The sequence below is a fragment of the Methanobacterium congolense genome (genome assembly GCF_900095295.1).
GTDB classification, from domain to species: Archaea; Methanobacteriota; Methanobacteria; order Methanobacteriales; family Methanobacteriaceae; genus Methanobacterium_C; species Methanobacterium_C congolense.
Window position 1 is genome coordinate 2,044,248 of sequence record NZ_LT607756.1, and the last position, 21,399, is coordinate 2,065,646.

At 41.2% G+C, this 21,399-nt stretch carries 23 protein-coding genes; 5 read left to right on the top strand and 18 right to left on the bottom strand.

The window, feature by feature from the left end; all coding sequences use genetic code 11:
- Window positions 1–6: 6 nt before the first annotated feature.
- The 3 genes from mvhA to MCBB_RS09690 are packed head-to-tail and all read right to left on the bottom strand — an operon-like array spanning window position 7 to window position 2,794.
- Window positions 7–1,419, bottom strand: coding sequence for a F420-non-reducing hydrogenase subunit MvhA (mvhA, locus tag MCBB_RS09680; RefSeq protein WP_071907567.1), 1,413 nt, complete (start codon window positions 1,417–1,419; stop codon window positions 7–9).
- Complete coding sequence (locus tag MCBB_RS09685; protein ID WP_071907568.1) at window positions 1,420–2,349, bottom strand: NADH-quinone oxidoreductase subunit B family protein; 930 nt, start codon at window positions 2,347–2,349, stop codon at window positions 1,420–1,422.
- 16 nt (window positions 2,350–2,365) lie between these two features.
- On the bottom strand, window positions 2,366–2,794 hold the full coding sequence (locus tag MCBB_RS09690) for a hydrogenase iron-sulfur subunit (RefSeq protein ID WP_071907569.1): 429 nt from the start codon (window positions 2,792–2,794) through the stop codon (window positions 2,366–2,368).
- A 593-nt stretch (window positions 2,795–3,387) separates the two neighbouring features.
- Between MCBB_RS09690 and sufC the strand changes: the two genes are divergently transcribed.
- The 3 genes from sufC to fae all read left to right on the top strand — a co-directional run bounded on the left by sufC (window position 3,388) and on the right by fae (window position 6,081).
- Window positions 3,388–4,155 (top strand): Fe-S cluster assembly ATPase SufC, encoded by a 768-nt coding sequence (gene sufC, locus MCBB_RS09695; RefSeq protein ID WP_071908074.1) that lies wholly within the window; start codon window positions 3,388–3,390, stop codon window positions 4,153–4,155.
- Complete coding sequence (locus MCBB_RS09700; RefSeq protein ID WP_071907570.1) at window positions 4,137–5,357, top strand: SufB/SufD family protein; 1,221 nt, start codon at window positions 4,137–4,139, stop codon at window positions 5,355–5,357. Before sufC ends, MCBB_RS09700 begins: the two co-directional genes overlap by 19 nt.
- Window positions 5,358–5,589: 232 nt before the next feature.
- Window positions 5,590–6,081: a formaldehyde-activating enzyme gene (fae, locus tag MCBB_RS09705; RefSeq protein ID WP_071907571.1), complete on the top strand. Its 492-nt coding sequence runs from the start codon at window positions 5,590–5,592 to the stop codon at window positions 6,079–6,081.
- A gap of 290 nt (window positions 6,082–6,371) precedes the next feature.
- On the opposite strand, the gene MCBB_RS09710 is transcribed toward fae, so the two are convergent.
- Together MCBB_RS09710 and MCBB_RS09715 are read right to left on the bottom strand one after the other, a co-directional pair.
- Window positions 6,372–6,644, bottom strand: a complete 273-nt coding sequence (locus MCBB_RS09710) for a PRC-barrel domain-containing protein (protein WP_071907572.1) — start codon at window positions 6,642–6,644, stop codon at window positions 6,372–6,374.
- Window positions 6,645–6,662: 18 nt separating this feature from the next.
- The gene (locus MCBB_RS09715; protein ID WP_071907573.1) at window positions 6,663–7,265 is read right to left on the bottom strand and encodes an NTP transferase domain-containing protein; all 603 of its coding nucleotides are present in this window, start codon (window positions 7,263–7,265) and stop codon (window positions 6,663–6,665) included.
- Window positions 7,266–7,515: 250 nt separating this feature from the next.
- On the opposite strand from MCBB_RS09715, the gene MCBB_RS09720 reads away from it, so the two are divergent.
- Entirely contained in the window at window positions 7,516–8,364 is an 849-nt protein-coding gene (locus MCBB_RS09720; protein ID WP_071907574.1) for a zinc metalloprotease HtpX, read from the top strand.
- Between the two features lie 378 nt (window positions 8,365–8,742).
- On the opposite strand, the gene MCBB_RS09725 is transcribed toward MCBB_RS09720, so the two are convergent.
- The gene (locus MCBB_RS09725; protein WP_071907575.1) at window positions 8,743–10,209 is read right to left on the bottom strand and encodes a methanogenesis marker 14 protein; all 1,467 of its coding nucleotides are present in this window, start codon (window positions 10,207–10,209) and stop codon (window positions 8,743–8,745) included.
- Between the two features lie 343 nt (window positions 10,210–10,552).
- Here MCBB_RS09725 and MCBB_RS09730 point away from each other — a divergent pair, with 343 nt between their 5' ends.
- A complete protein-coding gene (locus MCBB_RS09730) occupies window positions 10,553–12,697 on the top strand; it encodes an FUSC family protein (protein ID WP_084789946.1) in 2,145 nt (714 codons plus the stop codon).
- 289 nt (window positions 12,698–12,986) lie between these two features.
- Here the strand turns inward: MCBB_RS09730 and mtrH are convergent, their stop codons facing one another.
- Genes mtrH through mcrD form a run of 12 tightly spaced genes read right to left on the bottom strand, consistent with a single transcriptional unit; the run spans window position 12,987 to window position 21,397 of the window.
- Window positions 12,987–13,919 (bottom strand): tetrahydromethanopterin S-methyltransferase subunit H, encoded by a 933-nt coding sequence (gene mtrH, locus MCBB_RS09735; RefSeq protein WP_071907577.1) that lies wholly within the window; start codon window positions 13,917–13,919, stop codon window positions 12,987–12,989.
- A gap of 19 nt (window positions 13,920–13,938) precedes the next feature.
- On the bottom strand, window positions 13,939–14,190 hold the full coding sequence (gene mtrG / locus MCBB_RS09740; protein ID WP_071907578.1) for a tetrahydromethanopterin S-methyltransferase subunit MtrG: 252 nt from the start codon (window positions 14,188–14,190) through the stop codon (window positions 13,939–13,941).
- 3 nt (window positions 14,191–14,193) lie between these two features.
- Complete coding sequence (gene mtrF, locus MCBB_RS09745; protein ID WP_071907579.1) at window positions 14,194–14,397, bottom strand: tetrahydromethanopterin S-methyltransferase subunit F; 204 nt, start codon at window positions 14,395–14,397, stop codon at window positions 14,194–14,196.
- 12 nt (window positions 14,398–14,409) lie between these two features.
- On the bottom strand, window positions 14,410–15,132 hold the full coding sequence (mtrA, locus tag MCBB_RS09750; protein ID WP_071907580.1) for a tetrahydromethanopterin S-methyltransferase subunit A: 723 nt from the start codon (window positions 15,130–15,132) through the stop codon (window positions 14,410–14,412).
- A gap of 12 nt (window positions 15,133–15,144) precedes the next feature.
- A complete protein-coding gene (mtrB, locus tag MCBB_RS09755; protein WP_071907581.1) occupies window positions 15,145–15,450 on the bottom strand; it encodes a tetrahydromethanopterin S-methyltransferase subunit MtrB in 306 nt (101 codons plus the stop codon).
- A 12-nt stretch (window positions 15,451–15,462) separates the two neighbouring features.
- Window positions 15,463–16,272 (bottom strand): tetrahydromethanopterin S-methyltransferase subunit MtrC, encoded by an 810-nt coding sequence (mtrC, locus tag MCBB_RS09760; protein ID WP_071907582.1) that lies wholly within the window; start codon window positions 16,270–16,272, stop codon window positions 15,463–15,465.
- Window positions 16,272–16,979: a tetrahydromethanopterin S-methyltransferase subunit D gene (gene mtrD / locus MCBB_RS09765; protein ID WP_071907583.1), complete on the bottom strand. Its 708-nt coding sequence runs from the start codon at window positions 16,977–16,979 to the stop codon at window positions 16,272–16,274. Before mtrD ends, mtrC begins: the two co-directional genes overlap by 1 nt.
- Before the next feature lie 19 nt (window positions 16,980–16,998).
- The gene (mtrE, locus tag MCBB_RS09770; protein ID WP_071907584.1) at window positions 16,999–17,880 is read right to left on the bottom strand and encodes a tetrahydromethanopterin S-methyltransferase subunit E; all 882 of its coding nucleotides are present in this window, start codon (window positions 17,878–17,880) and stop codon (window positions 16,999–17,001) included.
- A 60-nt stretch (window positions 17,881–17,940) separates the two neighbouring features.
- On the bottom strand, window positions 17,941–19,596 hold the full coding sequence (gene mcrA, locus MCBB_RS09775; RefSeq protein ID WP_071907585.1) for a coenzyme-B sulfoethylthiotransferase subunit alpha: 1,656 nt from the start codon (window positions 19,594–19,596) through the stop codon (window positions 17,941–17,943).
- A 15-nt stretch (window positions 19,597–19,611) separates the two neighbouring features.
- Window positions 19,612–20,361, bottom strand: a complete 750-nt coding sequence (gene mcrG, locus MCBB_RS09780; protein ID WP_071907586.1) for a coenzyme-B sulfoethylthiotransferase subunit gamma — start codon at window positions 20,359–20,361, stop codon at window positions 19,612–19,614.
- 2 nt (window positions 20,362–20,363) lie between these two features.
- Window positions 20,364–20,960 carry a methyl-coenzyme M reductase I operon protein C gene (mcrC, locus tag MCBB_RS09785; protein WP_071907587.1) on the bottom strand — a complete coding sequence of 199 codons (597 nt, stop codon included), beginning with the start codon at window positions 20,958–20,960 and terminating at the stop codon, window positions 20,364–20,366.
- 2 nt (window positions 20,961–20,962) lie between these two features.
- Entirely contained in the window at window positions 20,963–21,397 is a 435-nt protein-coding gene (mcrD, locus tag MCBB_RS09790; protein ID WP_071907588.1) for a methyl-coenzyme M reductase operon protein D, read from the bottom strand.
- Window positions 21,398–21,399 lie beyond the last annotated feature (2 nt).

Sequence of the window (21,399 nt, forward strand, 5' to 3'; positions counted from 1 at the left end):
GAGCGGTTAGATTTTATTAATGAGGTGTCCCTCACTGTCGTATACTTCTACTGTTGCGAGTCTCATCTGTGTGTCGATTGTGTGAGTTGCGCAGGATAGACATGGGTCGTATGCCCTTATCACCATCTCCATTAAGTTGAAGATTTTGTCGTCTACCTCTACTCCTGGTTTTATGTAGTCTTTTGCAACTTTCTGAATACCCATTTCCATTGCAGGGTTGTTCTGGATTGTTGCGACAACTATGTTTGCTTTGGTTATTAATCCATTCTCATCGGTCTGGTAGTGGTGGGTTAATGTTCCCCTTGCTGCTTCCACTATACCTACACCTTCACCAGCCTGTCTTTCGATTGCATCTGGGAATTTCTGTCCGGATAGATCTCCTTCTAATGCGTCAGCAGCACATTCTGCAGCTGCAACAAGTTCTATGAGTCTTGCCCAGTGGAACAGTAATGGTTCCTGTGCGTATCCGAAGTTGTCCCTGAATTCTTTCAGGTAGTCGTTTGCCTTTGGTGTTGGCATTTTGTCTGCAACGTTGAGCCTTGATAATGGAGCAACCCTGTAGACACCTTCTGGGTATCCTAAGTCTTTTATGTATGGGAATTTGAGCCAGGAGTATGGTTTAACATGTTCTGCCATGTAGTCGAGGTATTTTTCGCTTCCGAATTCAGCGTAAAGATTACCCTCTTTGTCCTTCATCCTAACGTCACCGTTGTAGACGTCCCATACACCGTTGTTAACGAGACCGCAGTGGTATGTTTCAACGTAACCTAAGTCTTTAACAAGGTCTATGTTTTCCTGGAAAATTGGTTTTGCTGTTTCGAGTGTTGCTTCAGCCAGTTCAACGTTCCTCTGTGCCTTTTTGAGGAGGTCTGCCTGGGTTTCTTCATCGAGTTCTGTGGAGATACCACCAGGTGTTGAGGATGTTGGGTGAATTGGCCTTCCACCGACTGCTTTGACTATGTCTAAAGCGTTTCTCCTGAGTTCTATTGCCTGTAAGGCAAGTTCAGGTGCGTCTTTTATGATCTGGAAGACGTTCCTTGTTTTGTGATCCTTTCCTGCTATGAAGTCAGGTGCGGATAGGAAGTAGAAGCTGAGTGCGTGGGAGTGCATGAATGAACCCCAGTTCATCAGTTCCCTCATTTTGTATGCAGCTGGTAAGATTTCATCATCTTTAAAGCCGTAACACTGATCTGCTGCTTTTGCAGCTGCAAGGTGGTGCTGTACGTCACAGATACCACATATCCTTGGTACGATCCTTGGTGCTTCTTCTACTGGTCTTCCCTGCAGGAATTTTTCGAATCCACGGAATTCCATAACGTGGAGTCTGGTTTCTTCAACGTTTCCTGCATCGTCGAGCTGTACTGTGATTTTTGCGTGACCTTCAATCCTTGTCACAGGTTCCATTGTTAATTTAACCATTTATTTTCCCTCCTTTTGCATCTTCATTGGTATTAATGCAGCTGGGAGTGTGAATGTATAGAATGTACCTACTATATCATCTAACTCGTTTGCAACTTCTTCTGGGTCAACGGTTTTGTCTTCTTCAACACCAAAGTCAGACCCTATAGCACTTATCATTTTTGCGCCCTGATCAATGACTTTTCCGGTTGGTCCGTAGCATCCTCTGCACGGGATACCTATTGAAGGACATTCTGCTCCGCATAATGACATTGTTGCAGGTCCCATACATACCAGTCCCTGTGGTACGAGACAAAGTTCTTCTTCTGGTTTACCCAGTTCGAACTGCCTTACTATTTTGTCCATAGCCATTCCTTCTGGTGGCTTTTCTCTTGGACATACTTCACAAAGGTTTGTTGTTGGTATTGATATTTCTTCACCTTTGAGTAGTGCTAAAACTATTTCAGCTACTACATCTGACCTTGGTGGGCATCCTGGTAAAGTTAAATCCACGTCTATTGCTTCTGCAAGTGGTCTTACCCTGCTTTCAAGGTGTGGCACATCTTCTGAAGGGATTACTCCTTCATCGTTGTATGTACTTGGTGAGTTTATGTAAGCTTCTTCTATGAGTTCTTCAGTTGTGGAAAGGTTTCCAAGTCCTGGAATTCCTCCGTAAGCAGCACATGTACCGTATGATATAACGAATTTTGCTTTTTCCCTTAACATTTCAGCAAGTTCACGGTTTTCTTCGTTACGGATTCCACCTTCTACTATTAAAACGTCGATGTCGTCTGGAACTTCGTCGTACTTTACATCCATGAGTACTGGGCTGAACTCGAATTCTGCCAGCTCTAACACATCTAAGAGTGACTCGTGTAAGTCAGCAATAGATAGGTGACAGCCGGAACATCCGCCCAGCCACATTGTTGCTATTTTAGCTTTTTCTGCCATTCTTTAAGCCTCCGTTTTATGCTTCAGCCGCTAACTGTTCCTTCAGTGGGGACTTTCCAAGTCCCTTTATGCGGTTTACCATCATTGTAACGGTTTTTGCGAATTTTTCTCCTTCAGATGCTGAAATCCAGTCGTGGTGTATTCTTTCCCTTCCGATTCCAAGGTCATCTGCGAGTTTGTAGATCAATCTCATTCTTCTGTCTAACTTGTAGTTTCCTGCGTCGTAGTGACAGTCACCCATGTGGCATCCTGCTACTAAAACACCATCTGCTCCTTCTTTAAATGCTTTAAAAACAAACTGTGGTTCTATTCGTCCAGAGCACATAACTCTGATTACTCGAATATTTGGAGGATATTGCATCCTTGCAGTACCAGCAGTGTCTGCTCCTCCGTAGGAGCACCAGTTACAACAAAACATAACGATTTTTACATCATCCTCAGCCATAGAGTTTCCTCCTCGATTTATTGATGTACTATCAATGTACCAATATTGTTGTACCATCAATGTACAGTATATGAATATAAAAAGAGTTATTATAAAGGTTACTTATAAAACAAAGTCGAAAAATTTATATATTAGAATACCAATGTCCTTATTTTTAATACACATATTTAGAAGCACTAAAATCAACCCACATCCATATACCTCATTAATTTCATTTAAAATTATTTTTAAATCCCATTTCAATATTTTTTAACGTTTTAAATCCATTTTAAGTATTAGTAACATGAAAGAATTATGGGAATTATTATGAGTATTAACAATTTTCATAAAGATCCAGTTTATAGCTCATTTAACACGAAGTTCATAGACCATATATAAATAATTTGTTGGGTTTGTTGGGCGTTACCACCACTGAAAACCACAAAGTTAGTCAATCCATGTATAATACAGATCAAATCTAAAACTGAATGATTTAACTCAAATTATTTATCTAAATAAAAACATAGATCCTTGCACTTTCAGTGTTTTTAAATTCCATATTTGATTCTTTTAAAAAAAACACTCCAAGTTAAACAAAAATGGTGGTGGTGGAACTGCTGCTTGAAATAACCGATCTAGCGGTTGAAGTTAATGGAAAAGAAATTTTAAAAGATATAGATTTGTATATCGAGAAAGGAGAAACCCACGTCCTTTTAGGACCAAACGGAACCGGTAAAAGTACTCTGTTCATGAGCATCCTTGGATTTCCTAAGTACAACGTGACGCGAGGTGAGATCATTTTCAAGGGGGAAGACATAACCAACCTCACAACAACCGAACGTGTTGAGCTCGGTGTTGGTGTGAGCTTCCAGAACCCTCCTGCAATAAGGGGTGTCAGACTCAAAGACCTCTTAAGACTTGAAAGCCGTAAACATGGAATTGAGGCAGATGAAGATGAACTGGATCCCGAAACAATGACCCTTGCAAGAACACTCAAATTCGATGAGAAATTCCTTGAACGTGACGTGAACCTTGGATTTTCAGGTGGAGAAGTTAAAAGATCAGAGATACTTCAGCTTCTTGCACAGAAACCAGACTTCATAATGTTCGATGAACCAGACTCAGGTGTGGACATCGAAAACGTGGAGCTTCTTGCAAGTGAGATAAACACTCTACTTGATAAGGATAAGAAACCTGGTCTTCGACAGAAATCAGGTCTTTTGATAACTCACCTTGGTTACATTCTGAACTTCGTTGGTGCCAACAGGGCACACGTTCTCATGGATGGTAGAATAGCATGTTCAGGAGACCCAAACGAGATACTTGATGACATAAGGAAAGAAGGATTTAAAGGGTGTGTGAAATGTTGCGAAACACATTAGAACGTGCAGAGAAGGCTAAGAAGAAGAAAGCTGCCCTTGGAGAAGACGTGAACATCGAAGAATTTGAGATGGAAAATCCAGAGGAACACGAAGAAATTGACTCCCTTGAAGACCTTCCAAAGAAGGCCCAGGAAACCCTTCTGAAGGTTGGTGTTGAACCATCAGGTGAGGGAAGAAGTGGTTCATTCCTCCAGATGGATCAGTCCAACGTCTGCACGAACTGTCAGTCTGAATCAGTTGAACTCATGGGAATGAAACAGGCCCTTGACAAGTACGACTGGCTCCAGGATTACATGTGGAAGGCTGTGCAGGTTGATACAGACAAATACACAGCACAAACAGCACTTGGAGAAACAAGTGGATACTTCATCAGGTCGTTACCTGGATCCAAGGAAGTGTTCCCAATCCAGGCTTGCATGTTCATAGGTGATGAGAACGTTGCACAAACTGCCCACAACATCATCATAGCCGAGGAAAATTCAGAGCTGCACATCATAACAGGATGTTCAACAGGTTCAGATGTTCTGTCTGCAATGCACGTTGGTGTTTCAGAGTTCTACCTCAAGAAGGGAGCTAAGATCACCTTCACAATGGTGCACAACTGGGCAGAGCAGGTGGAGGTCAGACCACGTACAGGTATCATCATGGGCGATGACTCAACCTACATCTCAAATTACATATTAACAAGTCCAGTTCGAACCATACAAGCTTATCCAACAGCTTATTGCCAGGGAGAAAACTCAAAGGTACTCTTCCAGTCCATACTCAGTGGTAAGAAAGATTCTGTACTTGATCAGGGGTCCAGGGCCATCTTGACAGGTAAAAATTCAAGTGCTGAGATGGTTACCCGTGCAGTTTCCAATGATGAGTCCCAAATATACACAAGGGGACATCTTGCAGGAAGATCTCCTGATGTTAAAGGCCATTTAGAGTGCATGGGACTGGTTTTATCAGATGATTCAATGATTTACTCAGTTCCAGAGCTTGAAGGTGCTGCAACAGACATGGAACTTTCTCACGAAGCAGCTGTTGGTAAAATAGCTGAAGAAGAAGTTTTATATCTAATGTCTAGAGGTTTAACTGAAGAAGAAGCAGCTTCCATGATTGTCAGGGGATTCTTGAGCATGGACATAACTGGTCTGCCACCGGAACTTGCATCTGAAACCAAGAAGATGATAGACCTTAGTGTGAAGGGAATGTAAGAAGTGAAGCAGATATTAAATCAGCAACTGAGTAATCATGGTGAATCAAATTAAAAACAGATTCAACTGATTACCATAACTTTTTCATTCGATTTTTTTTCTTTTTTTAGAATTTTTTAGATCTATGCATTAATTTCACTGGATATTATAATTCGTTTACATGATATTCAAAGACTTGGAACATAAAAAAATGATTTGAAAAGATTAAATGAAAAAATAGAGGTGTTTTGAAATGTATATAAATGGTGAAGCCCTTGTTGGGGATGGAAACGAAGTTGCACATATAGATCTGTTAATAGGAGACAAAGAAGGTCCAATAGGCCAGGCATTTGCAAATGCACTTGTTAATCAAGTGGAAAGACACACACCACTTTTTGCTGTTGTTGCACCGAACCTCATGTGCAAGCCAGTGACCATGCTCCTTCCAAAGGTCAGTATAAAGGATCTTGACGATGCAACCAGGATATTCGGCCCAGCCCAGAAAGCCGTTGCAATGGCAGTTTCAGACTGTGTGGAAGATGGAACAATTATGAAGGAAATGGTTGAGGACATCTGTATCTTATGTGGAGTTTTCATCCATCCACAAGCAGAGGATCCCGACAAGATATACCAGTACAACTACGAAGCAACAAAACTTGCAATCAAACGCGCTTTTGTTGATGAACCGCCAATAGATGAGATACTGGCTAAAAAAGATTCATTGAAACATCCATTCTATAAATAATGTCCCTGGATCTCAGAATAAATTTAAAAATACCTTTTTAATGTGTTTTTAAGTTTAGAATGATCTTATAAACATTGCAATATTTCTTTCATCAGTTTTTCTTTTTCTGATTTTCATAAAATAAGATTTAAAACTTTTAAAAGAAGTGTTATGAGTTATTGTATCTGGTTATCCTATAGTTTATTAATAAAAGCATTAAAAAAGAGAGATAACTTCATTTCATAAATTATCTGGATGAATTTCTATCTGGATGGTATTTGATGATATTATCCGAAAAAGTAAGGTGAGGTTTATTCAGATATTATTATGAACTCTCCTACCTTCTCAACCTTACCAAAAGGCACTAAAAGATTATCTCCTTTTTTCTTTGCACCTTTAACGTTGACATTACGACCTTTTTCCACTTTTATGACAACATCAGTTATTTTACCGGTTTTACCGTTTATTAAGAGTTCTTCAAGATCTCCAAGTATCCTTGCATTGTTCGTTGCAACCTGGTAACCCCTGATTTCACTCCATACCTTCTCTTCCCCTTTTATGAGTTTCCTCTCTTCAACAACCATACTATCACCTGCAAGTTTTCATCTATGAGTTTGCTTTAAAAGTTTCTCTGAAACTGTTATGTCACTACAGCTATTAATATTTAAGGCCAACTCAACCTTCCCCAATATAAGAACTTCCTCATCTTGTTGCTTGTCGGTACTTCTTAATATATTTAATCCCGATGGAACCACATCTCCCATTATTATACTGGGTTTTAGACCATTGTCCCTGAAAATCTTAAGTGGGACTGCAACACACATTGCAGGTTTACCAGATCGTTCATACTCCACGAGTACTTCATCAATGGTTTCACCATTAATAAAGGGTAAATCCGATGATAGTGTAACTATAACCTCAGATTCATCTTCAGGATGAGTTTTTGATATGAAAAATACAAGGTCCTCAACGTAACCATCTCCAGGTGTTTTGAAAACCTCAACACCCATTTTATGAACAAATTTAGAGGTTTCTGGTGTGTTTGGACTGGTTGCAACAATGATCCTGTCCAGTTTTTTGGAGTTTCGTGCAGCTTCGATCACGTATTGAATCATTGGTTTTCCTGAAACTTTTATGAGTGGTTTTTCACCTTCAAGTTCCATTCTACTGCCTTTTCCACCGGCCATTATCAAAGCTGTTATCAATTTAGTTCCCCCATGATTTATGCAAAGTCTTAAAGGATCTGCAGGATCCTTGCATCATCAATTTTTCTGTGTTGAAGTTACTCTAATGCCAAGGTTTATATAACTCCTTCCATAATATAAGATTCCTTAAAGTAAATACTAAAGAGGGTATTCAAAGGATTATGTTTAAAAAGAAATTTTTTTTGAAATTTTTTATTGAATTGAACCTAAACAACATTTTAAAACTGAAAAAATCACGTGGTGATATTTAATGTTTGAAAATCTAAAGACAGTTTTTCTGCTCACGGTGCTTACCCTGATCCTCGTGGGTATAGGATACTTCATAGGATCACTATTTGGAATGGCACAATTCGGGGCACTTATAGCCGTTTTGGTATCTGCAGTGATGAACTTCACATCCTACTTCTTCTCAGACAGGATCGTGTTGAGGATGTACAGGGCAAAGGAAGTTTCAGAGGCAGAGGCCCCTGTTCTTCACCAGATAGTTTCTGAACTTTCAATGAACGCTGGAATACCAAAACCAAGGATTGCAATCATTGAAACTGCAACACCTAACGCATTTGCAACAGGTAGAAGCCCCAGTAATGCTGTTGTTGCTGTTACAACAGGCATTTTGAACCTTCTAGATAGGGATGAGCTTGAAGGTGTGATATCCCACGAACTCAGCCACGTCAAACACAGGGATATTCTCATAAGTGCGGTTGTAGCAACTGTGGCTGGTGCAATTGCCTGGATAGCTAACTTCGCCCAGTTCTTTGCATTCTTCGGGGATGGAGATGACGCTGGTGGAATCGTTGGACTGATCCTCATGATCATATTCGCACCAATCGCTGCAATGCTGATCCAACTTGCAATAAGCAGGTCAAGGGAGTTCAAGGCAGATGAAGGTGGAGCCAGAATTTCAGGCAAACCATGGGCACTTGCAAATGCACTCAGAAAACTGGAGATGGGAATAAATGCACACCCCATGGATGCCAATCCATCAACAGCCCACATGTTCATAGCAAACCCATTCGGAGGAAGGGGCAGCAGCTTCGTCAAGCTTTTCTCAACCCATCCACCAATGGAAGATAGGATACACAGGTTAATGGAGATGTAATTCTCTTAAACATTCCTTTCCACCTTTTTAATTTTTAATTTGATTGAGATCTTTTGGAATTTTTAAAATCTATTTTTTTCTTTAAAAGTTATTTAAAACTATATTCAAGGCCATTATTCAATGGAACAGCTTAATTGAATTAAAACAATTGAAAATAAAATTTTAAGATATTAAGCCTAAAACATAATTTTTAGGGGATTAACTCCTTTAAAAGTCAGATAAAAATTAAATGAATAAAAAAAGTATTGAACTGTTTTTTAAATTAAGTTTTTTAAATTAAAAATTGAAAAAATAAGGGAATTGAAATGGAAATTAGGGGATAAAACAAAAATTAAAGTGAAATAACTCCTAAAATATCCTTTCTAAACCCACCTGAAACTATTTCTTCTGAAGCTTCCTTCTCTGACCCAGTATGCATGGCCCTCCATGTCTTCCACCTACAGGGACCTTTGGAGTTCCTATTGAGTTCATACATCGTGCCATCATGGCAGATCCCATTGCAAGGGCATCAGAAACGAATATAACATCTTCGAAATATTTTTTAGAGTACTCAAGGATGAGTTCGGGTTTTTTACCTGTGATTCCTGCCCTTCCAGTGATTCCAAGTACGGAGCCTTCTTCAACAACTCCCTCCTCAAAGGCTTCTTCTATGAGTCTTTTAACCACCATTGCACTTACATGGTCAAGGGTTGCAAACATGGTGTGTATTCCTGAGGTTTCGTATATCTCGTGGCCCATCCTGGTAAGATCTGGTATTTCATCACCGTTTTTCCCAACGTCACATCCTATAAGGGTTGTTCCTGCAGAGTAGGCAGCTTTGGGATCCACAGGTACCGTTCCAAATCTTTCACGACCTTCAGGCACCTTCCTTATGTCAACGTGTTCATGGGCCTCTTCAGCATATTTTTTGGCGGCCTTCCAATCTGCACCCTTAACTATGCCCTTCTTGTAGAGGTCAAGTGCTGCACCTCCCCTTTTATCCACCTTTTCTGTTCCTCGGATTATTGAATCTGATATTGCTCCTGCAAGTCCGCAGAAGTTGCCCACTGTCCTTGAGTATGGTTCATGGCTGTTTGTGATACGACCTGCAAGTGTTGTTCCGAAGTCCATGGATACACATGGATCCCTGAAGTCAATCTCAGTCCATTTTGCAGCAAGCTTTATTCCTGCTGTAACCAGTTCACCTTCCATCTCGTTTGCCACAACAGCTCTTCCAGTTGGTGGCAGGACACTCACAACTGCACCATCGAACATCACATGGTCTATATATGTGTAGTCCTGGAGGCGTTCAGGGAAGTTTTCCTTACTCATTGCAGGAGACATCTTCCTTGGAGGTATCCCTGCTTCAAGACATCCGTTTGCTAGGGCTATTATGAGTTCTCCAACTTCTTCTGGTGCGGCAAATCCTGCTGTAACACCTGTTGATCTAACAACGAAGTCCAGATCCTTGTCTATATCAACATGGGCCTTTTCAAGGGATTCAAGTATGGTGTTTTTGACCATTTCAGATACTGATTCCTTGGTGAGCTCAACCTTCCAGACTGTTTCACCGAATACCTTCTCTCCCTTCTTTGGTGGGCGGATGTCACGTGTCATCTTAACCGTCTTATCAAGAAGATATGTTCTGCTGGTTCTGAGGTTCGTGGCCGTTAGTATGCATTTCGTGGTTGTGTTTCCAAGTTCCACCGATGCAACCACGTAGTAGGTGTCTGGTTTCATGAGAAGACCTGAACCTGCTGTTTTTTTCATGTAAGATGTTGATTTAATATCTTCAATTCTTGTGTAAGTGCTTTTAGCCATTATGGGTTTTGGACCCATTCCAAGTAGTTTAGCAAGACGAGACAACGAGATACCCCCTAAAAAAATTAATATACAAACTCTTTCTAAGGTATAAATTCATTTTAAGGGTAATATAAATCTTGTGAAAAAATTTTTTTGAGGTTGAAAGTTCAAGGAGTAAAACTGGAAAGTTATTTCCCTCAAAGATCATCTTTTAGATACATTCCCTACTTAATATCATAGTTTTATCCTGCAAAGATCTAAAAAAATAATAGAAACTGTTTTTTAATAAAAATGGAAATAAAATTATAGTTGCAGTTAAGAGTGTATCCTACAATCAAATATTTCATCAACTATTCTATTTCAATATCTCCAATTAAATGGAATTTGTTTGAAGAAGGGGACTTGAATGATAAGAACCAATTTAAGAGTTCGTCTAGAGAGGTTGTTTCAACCTAACGATCTGAAACCACAGTGGAACATGGCATTGCAAACTCTTTTAGCTCTGTTTTTAGCGATTATCATAACCCAGATTTTGGGTTTGAAAACTGCAACAATGGCTTTCATAGTATCTACGTTCATGGCATCCATGTTAGTTGGTATAAACCTTTCAATCAGAATTCTGGCCAAGTTAAGCATTATAACAGGACTTATAATAGGTTTAGCTTTTTTAACAGCTTATTTAAGTCTTATAAACCTTTACATTGCCACAGTATTAATCGTTCTGTGGGCTTTTACTGCTGCTTACTCCAACATATTCGGACGCATCCCTGGAGCCCTTGGATTCCTTGGATTAATGAGTTACGTTTTGGGAGTGATGGTGGTTGTTACACCTCAAGCAGGGCCCCTCTCTTGGGCATTGTGGGGTTTTTCTGGGACTATCATAAGTTCTGTTGTGATGATAGTTCCAAAGCTGCTTCAGAATAAGAAAAAAATCCGAAAAATTGTGGCAAACTGCATATTACCAGATTCCAGCTTTAAAACAATTTTATACGCCAGAAGCTTTTTAGTTGGAGGTAGTGATCCAAAACTTGAAAGTATGGTCGAAATAGGTCGTCGTTTGATCGTTGCCCGCATATCCGGACGTAGGATAATGGTAAACATGTCAGGTGAACCTCAAAATATATTCCAAGATTTCATGGAATCTAGCGATGAGTTAAGCTGTCACATGGCTTCTTACATATCCCATGAAGATTCAAGATCAGAAATGAGCATGGAATCTTTGAACCGAGATTTAGTTAAATTAAAGAGAATTTTGAAGGAAAAAGACGATTACAAAGTGTATGGGCAGGTTCTAGCTGCCTATGAATCTGCCTTGAATATTTGGAACATATTTGAAGATGCTTTTGATGTTATAAATGGAAAAAAATCATTTAAAATTCCTGAAATAAATTTGAAGCCACAGCAATCCTTTTTAAAAAGTTTAAAATCTAATTTAAGTCTTGAGAACATGTGGATTCGTCATGGATTAAGGCTGGCCATTGCAGTAGCAATTGGTTTTGTTGTGGCTAATTTTTTTAGTTTGCAGAGTTCTCTGTGGATTGTAATTTCTATTCTTGTTGTTCTTCAACCTGATATTGGTAGTACCCAAAATAAAATGTTTTTAAGAATAATTGCAACAATTCTGGGCGTTGCAGTTGCCATAACACTCAGTGGATTTTTAACGTATGCTGGAATGACGTGGGTTCTCTGGATTCTGAGTGGAATGATGTTTCTTACCATGATCGCTTACTGGAATGTGAGCTACCCCATTACCCTGATTGCAAGCACCATGAGCATAATCTTTATCCAGGCCCCAAACCACGTTCTAATGATAGGTTTTGCACGTTCTCTGGATATTCTCATTGGTTCTCTGATTGCAGTTTGTATGGGTTACCTTATTCTTCCAACACGTTTGAAGGTGGATGTTCCTGGAGAAGTCAAGAACAGACTGGGTGCCACAAGCGATTACATCCAGAAGGTTATACTACCCTGCCTAAAGAACGTTACTAAGGAAGGGGAAGCAGTTTCAGTATTTAAATCCATGGAAATTTCACGTAACAATCTTGAAGCCGGGATCAAAAAGGTTAAGAATTCCTTTGACGATGCAGATTCAGATATTTCTTCCTATCGATCAATCACAGATTCCATGGATGCGCTTACTGCAGATCTAACAGCACTCGTAACCCAATTCAAAAGGGTGGAGAGAATGGAAGAACCTGAAAACATGGCAATTACAGTTGAAGAGATATTAAAACCTGTTCTTGAATGTATTGATTCTGTTTTAATAGACACTTTGAGATCAATGCAGGAAGGAAAAAGTCCTTACAATTTTGATGTTGATGAATTAATTCAAAAGTATACTACAGACATATATCTTTCATCAGCAATAGGAAATTCCACTGAATCTCCGAGGAATGAATCTTTAGGTGTAACAGACGAACCTTCAGAAAATTATCACTTAAATGCTTTTAATGAATATAAAAACTGGTTGATATCAGATACAACTGCACTGCAAAATTCTATAAAAAAAGCAGCAGCTTCTGGAGCTTTGAATAGGTACAAGGATCTTTGATTTGATATCTCATTATGGGCATTATGCTTACGTGGATATCCAAATTGGGAATTAGGAAGACGAGCAAAATCAAAGACACCCCCTTTATCCAGTTAATATTGTATTCTGTAGTACATTAACATTTCTAAGGAGTAACTTCTTCAAACGTGACATCCATTATAAGGTTGAAATTACTTTAAAATTGAAATTGTTTTAGAATATGGTTCAAATGCCATGAAAAATAGTAAAAATAGAAAAGAGGTTATGACGACTTGCGTCGTCAATCACCTTTACTCCTACACTTGCAGTGTTATAAGAGTTTGAACATTGGGTGTTCTTCAACTGCTTCTGTGCCTATGTCTTTGGCAGCTTCTGCTATGAAGATATCAGCCATTGCACATGCTGGGAAAGCAAGTTTTGCGTTTTCTATAGGTCCAAAGAGAACGAAGTCTCCACCTGCCATCTGCTGGACGAGGTTGGAACCTATGTCACACACAGGCCATGCTTCTTTGTGTTCTTTTTTGTAGCCCCTGAGCCAGTCCCATGCGGATGGCACGTTGTGGATACCACTTCCAACAGGGAATCCCCATTTGCTTTTCTCAACAAAGGAGGTTCTGACTGCTACACCTGCACCCTGTCCGAGTGGGGTAACTGCTGTGTCCATGAGAGGTTTGTCGATTCCACACTCTTCAGCCATTTGCATAAGACCTTTGTCGAGTGTGCTTCCACCGTCTTCCCATATACTTACTTTACCCTCTACTGTTGGTTCCATAGGGTTGAATCCAAGAACAATGGATGCTGTGAGGTCTGACTCTTTAACTGCTTCAAGTTCAGCAGCATCTGCAGCCATGTTTATGGAGTTGTATATAGCCCTGTCACCTAAACCAGCTTCTGTAGCGTAGTTTGCACCTGCAACCCTTGCCTCACCGGAGGTAGAGTCTATAAGGAATGGTGCTTCTGTAAGGTCACCTACAAATTCCAGGTATTTAACAAGAGCTTCAGGAGTAGCTCCGAAAACCTGTACTAAACAAGGGTTTCCTGTAACGTCAGACATTTCTTCCATTTTGTTTATTAAAGCTTCTGCTTTTGCTTGATCGAAAATTCCTGCTTTTTCATCTTCAATGATTTTGTGTCCACCGTAAAAGATGGTTCCTGCTAAAACAGTTGGATATTCACCTGGCTGTCCACCGACTTTAACACCAGCTATATCTAAAACAACTTGTTCTTTGTCAAATCTAAACATACGTAATCCTCCTATTAAATTAGACTCCACCAAATGCGGATAGGATTGCTCCTACTTTTACAACTTTGAATGCGATAAACAGGATTATGAGACCTATCATAATACCGTATAGGATTCCTATATCCCTGCCTATTTGTTGACCCATTCTCTGGGAGATTTCACCGTAGTTGAACTCAACTTTTTCTTCAACATCGTCTAATCTCTCGTTTGCTTTGTTGAACTCGTCTGAAGGGACGATGACACGAGGTATAACGTTTTTATCATCTGCCATTACTTATGCCCCCCTTAACATGACCCATAATACTGGTAAGCCTACAAGAAGCATTGCAAATACAAATCCTATGGCCATACCATAGACCCTTGTGTTTATTAAACCTGCAAACAGCCTCTGATCCCTACCAATCAACTGGGTACGGTATCTTATATCTTCTACAGTTTTTTTAATTCCTTTAACGTTAGGTTTGTTTGATATTAACATGTTTAACCCCCGTTATTTCAAGAGTAGTATGGTTCCAAGAGTTAAGATGAATGCTAAACCTATTACAAGTCCCTGAACTTTTCCAGCGTACATACCTGCAAAGATCCTCTGATTTGCACCGATCATTTTGACCTGTGTCTGTATGTTGCGTATCCTTGCATCGATTAATGCTGTTTCAGGTGCTACTGGTTTAACTTCTTCACCTTCTTCCTCTTCACCGTCTTCCTCTGAGATCTCTATGACCATTGCTTCTTCTTCAAAGGCACCAGGATCTTTTTCTATGCACTCTTTTACTTTAGACTGGATAGATGCAGGATCCTCAACATCTATGAGGTCCACTAATTCCAGCTGCTGCTGGAACCTTTCTATTCCTTCGTCTGGTACGTTTTCAACGTATGGTATAGCTCCAGTTGCACCTAAGATGCTTCTTTTTTCTGGGTCAACACCATTTTCGTGTAACGCCTGTATACTCTGACCGGTGATGTGTCCCTGCACCTCTGCTCCACAGAGTATTAGGAACCTTATGTTCGGGTTGGAAATTATGTTAGCTATAACCTTCTCGACTCCGAGGTTTTCGGTTTTGCATGGTCCTGCTATTGCTGCTCCTGCTTCCGCTGGTACATCTTCAATGTGAGAAGCCAGTGTAACTGCTGCAACAGGGCTTTCTGGGTCTCCGACCACGTAGTCACCGTTTACAACAGGCCATCCTTCTGCGGGTGATTTTTTATCAGCCATTCTATATACCTCCTATAATAATAGGGCGACCAGCAGTACAAGCCCTAATACAAATCCATAAACCATGTTGGTTAGTTTACCTGCTGTCATGTAAACTCCTTCCCTTCCAGGGTAAGCACCTGGGGACACAGTTGTTGGATCGAGAGCGTGTTCAATATCATCTGCTGCAATCTCTAATTCAGCTATTTGTTCATTTATAGTGTCCATTGATACTACTACGACGTCTCTGCCTAATGCTGTTCCAACTACACCTGTGGAAGGGTCAAGAGTTAAGTTTGATTCAGGAGCTATTTTTATTAAAGGTAACATTTCTGCCATTCTTTTTCCTCCTTACTGCTCTTCCTCTTTTGGCCACAGACCAGTCCATTTAACTGATGCAGCTTCATTCATTGATGCCTGTAAAAAGGCTCTGATTGATATGAACCATGCTATAGCACCAATAACGGATATTACCCACCATGCGCTGGATGTTCCTATTCCAAGTAATCCTACTATTGCCATTGCCATGAATCCTGTGGCTGATGCAAGTTTTAGGGTCCTTATCTGGTTTTCGTTTGGTCCGAGACATGCGTTGAATGGGTGCTGTATTGCCATTGTGTTGAATATGAACAGAAGTCCTATGAATCCTGTTGATATAACTGATGCAAGTATTGCGGACATTGAGTAACTTCCAGCTATTGCTGCTGAAAATCCGAATATGGACAGTGCAGCTGCACCTGAAAGTTCTATTGTGCACCTTACGAGTATTGGTATTTTCATCTTGATAACTTTCTTAGCAATCAGTGCAACTATTGCTCCAAGTACCATTGCAATTACGAATCCAAATAATGGTCCGAGTATTGTTGGTATTCCAGATATTAGAGCACCTGCCAGACCTGCTACTGCACCTATGATACCTATGGAAAGGGACATGTAACCTATCGAAGGTACACCAGTACCTAAACCGTAGCTTGCAACTCTCCTTATAGCGTCAGCTCCCCATACTATAGCACAAACTGCACCAAGTGCTGCAAAAAGGGGTCCAAGTACTGGGTTGATTGGTGTTGCGTAAATTCCTAAAAGTCCGCCTACAACTCCAAGTGCTAATGTCTTGGTTGGTGAGATACCTGATTCAGCTGCACCGCTTCCTCCTACTGACATTAGAAGACACCTCCTTTAATTAGTAGAACTGAAAAGATTCCTATAACCAATGATGCTAGAAGGCATGCTAATACTCCGCGTGGGAGTCTCTTGAATTTAGGGTCGTGGAATCCTTCAATTGTACCGCCTATGTTGTAGGAAGCTACAACTGCGTTAACAAAGAACGTACCCACAGCGAATATTCCTGCTACTGTGGCAGCACCTAATGATGAGTATGATAATCCTGCTGCGGTTAATGCACTGTTTAAAGCCCAGTAAACCAGTCCACCACCGATTCCACCAAGAGCTCCTCCGATTATACCACTTACAAAACATACTGTTGGGACTCCATGCCCTTCAGTACCTGGGGTTATGTATTTTTCCTGTTCGTATTTTGTTATTGGGTCGATTTCAACTTTTGCTGATGTAGGGACACAACCAACACCCCATACGTAAATGAGGTTACCAATTAGCATGGTTATACCTATCATAAGCATTGAACCTACAGCACCGGATGCAAGAATGAGCCATAGTGGCTGTCCTGTCATTGCTGCTGCAGCTATGAGACCAGTCATACCTGAACCTGCTGCTAGCATTGCGGTACCGGTTCCGACACCTGTAGCCGTTGCTATAGCTGCTGGAGCACCACCCACTGGTATGAAGTGTACACCTCCACCGATGAGAACGCCTCCAACTGTCATAGCGCCTATTAATAATAATGGGTCCATCTTTAAACCTCCTTATTTCCTATTCTTTGTAGGGTCCGTATTTGGTTCTTGCAAAGACTTCTATTCTGTTGTTTAGTATGATCAGTAATAAGATTATTACAATGCTTGCGACTACTCCACCTGCTGCACCGAAGACAATGGTTGTCCAGAAACTGAAGAACACAATTGCTCCGAAACAGAAACCTGTTAGAGGTCCTCCGTACTTAGCACAGAAGTTTACAACATCCATTGAGTTCCTTGCACCGAGTTCTGCCTTGGTTGTTATGTCACCGTGGATAGCCACTGGTATACCTCCACCGAATGGGTAGGTCTGGTATTCCCTTTCTGCACCGTAGTGAACATCTCCTGTGGATGAGCCTATAGCACCTATTGTTATACCCCACAGCACTGCTAAGAGTGGTAATGGGAACGGGTGGTTAAATCCTACTACGTTCAAGGTCATCATGTAAGACATTCCCACTATACAAAATGTTGTTATGAATCCGTGGGCAGCTATTGGTCCTAAATGACTTGTGATGACATCAAGGTAAACTGGCTGGTTGAACTGTGATTCACTTACAATCCTTCCTAAGTAAGATGTAGTAGCATATGCGGCATGTACTAAAGCTGCTATAAATCCTCCTGCAGCTATTGACATTATAACTGGTAAGCCTATTGTGCCCATTAGGACAAATGCTACAGAACCTGCAATACCTGCAAGTACACCCATCTGTACTGGTTCACCAGAAATAGCTTTGTTGAAGAACCTGTGTAGGTGTCCCATCTGTGGTGCTAACTGAACCTGTGAGTTTGGGTTACTCATTGAACCTACATCGGATTCTAAGTCCTCTGCAGCCCCTGCAATGGTTGCAGCAGCTCCCATGAGAGCAACAACACCTAATCCTGTTATCATAGGGTCCATTTTATTTCCTCCTAATTTTATTATCGTTAATAAAAAAAATAGGTGTTAATTAACACCTATTCATTTAGCTGGAGAGATAAGAGCTCTTTCTCCTGCTGGTTCGAATTCTCTGAGTGCACCTTTAGCAAACTGGGCACGTACTTCTGAGAAGTCAAATGCTAAGCTGTCATCAGCAAATGCGATTTTAACCAGTGGGTTAAATACAAATGCGTCTTTACGTGCTGCGTGTGCAGACTGAGCTATACCTGCGTACTCTCCCTGGTGACCCACGTTCATTGCGTAGTTTGGATAGTTTGGTCCCCTAAGTTCAAGTGGTAATCCTTCGTCTCCTCTGATGGAGAATACGTTGGATGCACCACACTGATCCTGAAGGTCGTATCCGTAGAAACCAAGACGTGCGTGCTGTTCTTTGTGTAAGTACATGGATAAGTACCATGCGCTTAAACCAGTCTGAGCGTTACCAGTTGCAAAACCTGTGGAACATCCAGCAGCAGCAGCTGCAACTGCTGCCCTCTGTGATCCACCGAACTGGGTTTCGAGAAGTGCTGGGTATTCTTCGTACTGTTCAAGTCCGTAGAAGGTTACTTCAGAACCTACGTCCCGTACTGTGTCCATGTTGTTTGGAGCTTCACATAGTCCACCGAACTTGTCTTCGACGTACTCCTTACCGTAGTAACAGAAGTCGTCAAGGATGTTATCAGTGTAAGCAGCTGTTCCGTACTGTGTGAATCCGACACCACCGGACATGTATGAACCTAACCAGATCTGGTCGTATAACATTGCACCAGATGCAACAACGTCCAGACTTACCCTTACTGGGTCATCCATGTATTTCCTTGAGGACTGACAGATGTCAGCCAGGTAACCGAATGGAATTCCACCAGGTTCGTTTTCTCCTCTTGCCCTCCTCTGTGGTAGAGCTGTACCCATGTGTATAACTTCTGCGTGTTTTGCAGCAAATGCGAAGTCACCGGTTGCGGCTTCTCCTGCACACTGTTTGTAAGCAGAGATCATGGACATACCGATCTGCATAGCAGACCACCTGGAGGTTGTACCTCCATCACAGGTCCTTGAAACTATTGTTGGGATCCTGACAGCCTGCCAGATACCGTCGCCAACTTCAGCTTTAAGAACTTCTGCCTGTTCATCTGGGAACATTTTGTTGATGTCTATAACGAATGCAGAGTCTATTTCGTCTGCTATTTCGTCGTTACCTGTGAATATTTTCACGTAACTGTCTGCAACAAGTGCAGGGTGGGTTTCCACCATGTGTTCCTGAACAACTGCTGCACCAGGCATTGAGTGGTTGACAGTTTCCAGGTAGTTTGTGATTGTTTCAGGGCTAACTTCTTTACCTAACCTTTTTTCTATAACACCGTGAGCTGTTCCTAATCCGACGATAACAGTTCTCCTTATATCGTCCCAGAACTGCTGCATTGCAGTGTTGTTTACGAAGTGGAGGTCGTCACCTTCAACGAATGTGTCGGTTGTTGAAACCTGGTAAGGCATGAGAACCCTCTGACCGAGTGGGCAACCAATGTCTGGGTTGTACTGAGGGATTCCACGTTTAGCTGCTACTTCTTTACCAGCTTCCACGAATTCCCTTTTCCTCTCGGACTGTTTCCATCCACCGAATGAGTAGAAGGTTGTTTTCTTTTCTTCTGGGGCTTCTTTGAATTTCTTATTTAAAGCTTCCATAAATTTTTTATCAGCCATAATTCCACCTCCTGATTATTCAGGACTGTATCCACCGTTTGATCGGGTTACGTGTATCCTGTGGAGTACTTCTACTGCGTCTTTGTCATCTCTGTAAGCTTCACCATCCATTCTGTAGATGGTTGTTTTTGCTCTAAGGGTTGCTTCGTCGAGTGGTTCACCTAAAACAACAGGTTCGTCCAGCTCTTCACCGATCTGATCCTTTACAGCTTCAACTTTTCCGGTTTCTTTGTTAAAGACCTGCCTTCTTAGCATGTCGAACATAACACCGTCTTCGTCGAGCCTTAGGGAGTGACCGTGTACACTTGCTCCCCTTATACCGGTACGTGCTGGGTCGAAGAATTCTGTTTCCAGGAGTTCCTTGGATATCTTCTCAAGGTCTCTTTCCCTTGCTTCGATGATCTGCCTTCCGGAGAGTGTACCTGCGTCAGCTCCTCTGTATCTGCAGAGGTAAGCCCTTGATCTTACGTATGGCTGAGCTGGTGCGAAGTACATTGAGTCCACAAACTGAATGTATCTTACCCTGTCACCGGCTTTTGCACCGTCAACTGGCTCGACCATTTCTCTTATAACATCATCAGGTTCGTCCATTTCCTCTAGTGGTGGGTGTACGCTTGGGTATTCCTCACCAGGAGCTCTGTGACCTAAGATTTTCACAACATCTTCGTCTGAGATTTCTCTAAATTTTTCAAGTTCGTAATCAGGGTTGCATAAATTCCTTCTGTTCTGAGCAACCTGACTAGTTCCGGGATAAAATTGTGCCATATTCATGCACCTCCTAATGCTAATCTTACTTTTCTAATAATTTCATCCAACTTCTCTTGGGGACAGGTTTCTCCTCTGATAACGCCGCTTATGATATCCTTGATTTCACCTTTGGTTTTAGGCTCATCAGGCATAACGGCTCTTGTTTTGACACCTATCTTTGCAAAATCCTCAAAGTCAACGGGATATTCACATATAATAACACATGGCCTGTCAACATTCCTCAGAATCAACCTAGCCTTGTATATGATGTGATGCTTCACACCTCCAAGGTGTACAACAACCAGCCTGTGCCGTTTTATCTGCTCGATCTCCTTGAGACTGAGTCCGAAAAGGCTTCCATGGCCAGATGATGGGGCGTCCTGCGGAACACCGCCGCCTGCATTTAAAACAAGTGTACTTGTTTGTATGTTAGCTTCCCTTAAAGCAAAGGTAATTTCACAAACAGGTTTAGTTATGTGCCTCCTTCCAGGAGACATTGCTACTGCCAAAACTTCACTTCCACACTGTGCAAAGGTTCCTCTCTGGGCAATTCCTCCTCCTTCACCCATTCCCATGGTCTCTCTGCAGTCTACAACATGTGTGGATTTTCCTATCATGGTTATTCTTTCCTTTTAAGTACTCTAGCTCGTTCACTGAGTTTCGCGTTCTGATCGGTTAAACCGATCATGTCCTCTGAGACTTCTTCCAGCTTTTCTCCGTATTTTATCTGATCTGTAACTGTTTTCTGTTTTCGTATGAACAAACCCATGTGTATGTTGTATCCAAAGGGCAGATGTTCTTCGCAAATTTCTCTTACTTCATCGATCGTTTCTTCACTGTCGATTTCCATTAGAACTCGTCCAGTTTTAATCTGTAACTCAACTTCCTCACCATTGATCTTTATGGTTCGGCGATCTGGGTTATCGGAGCCCTGAGGAAGTCTCTGTCCATGAAGAACCATCCTTTCAACGCCTTCAATTTTTTCAAGATCATTTAACAATCTTTCTGTTGTGTCTGCGCTTAACAACCTGTGTGGAAATATTTCAATGTCCATGT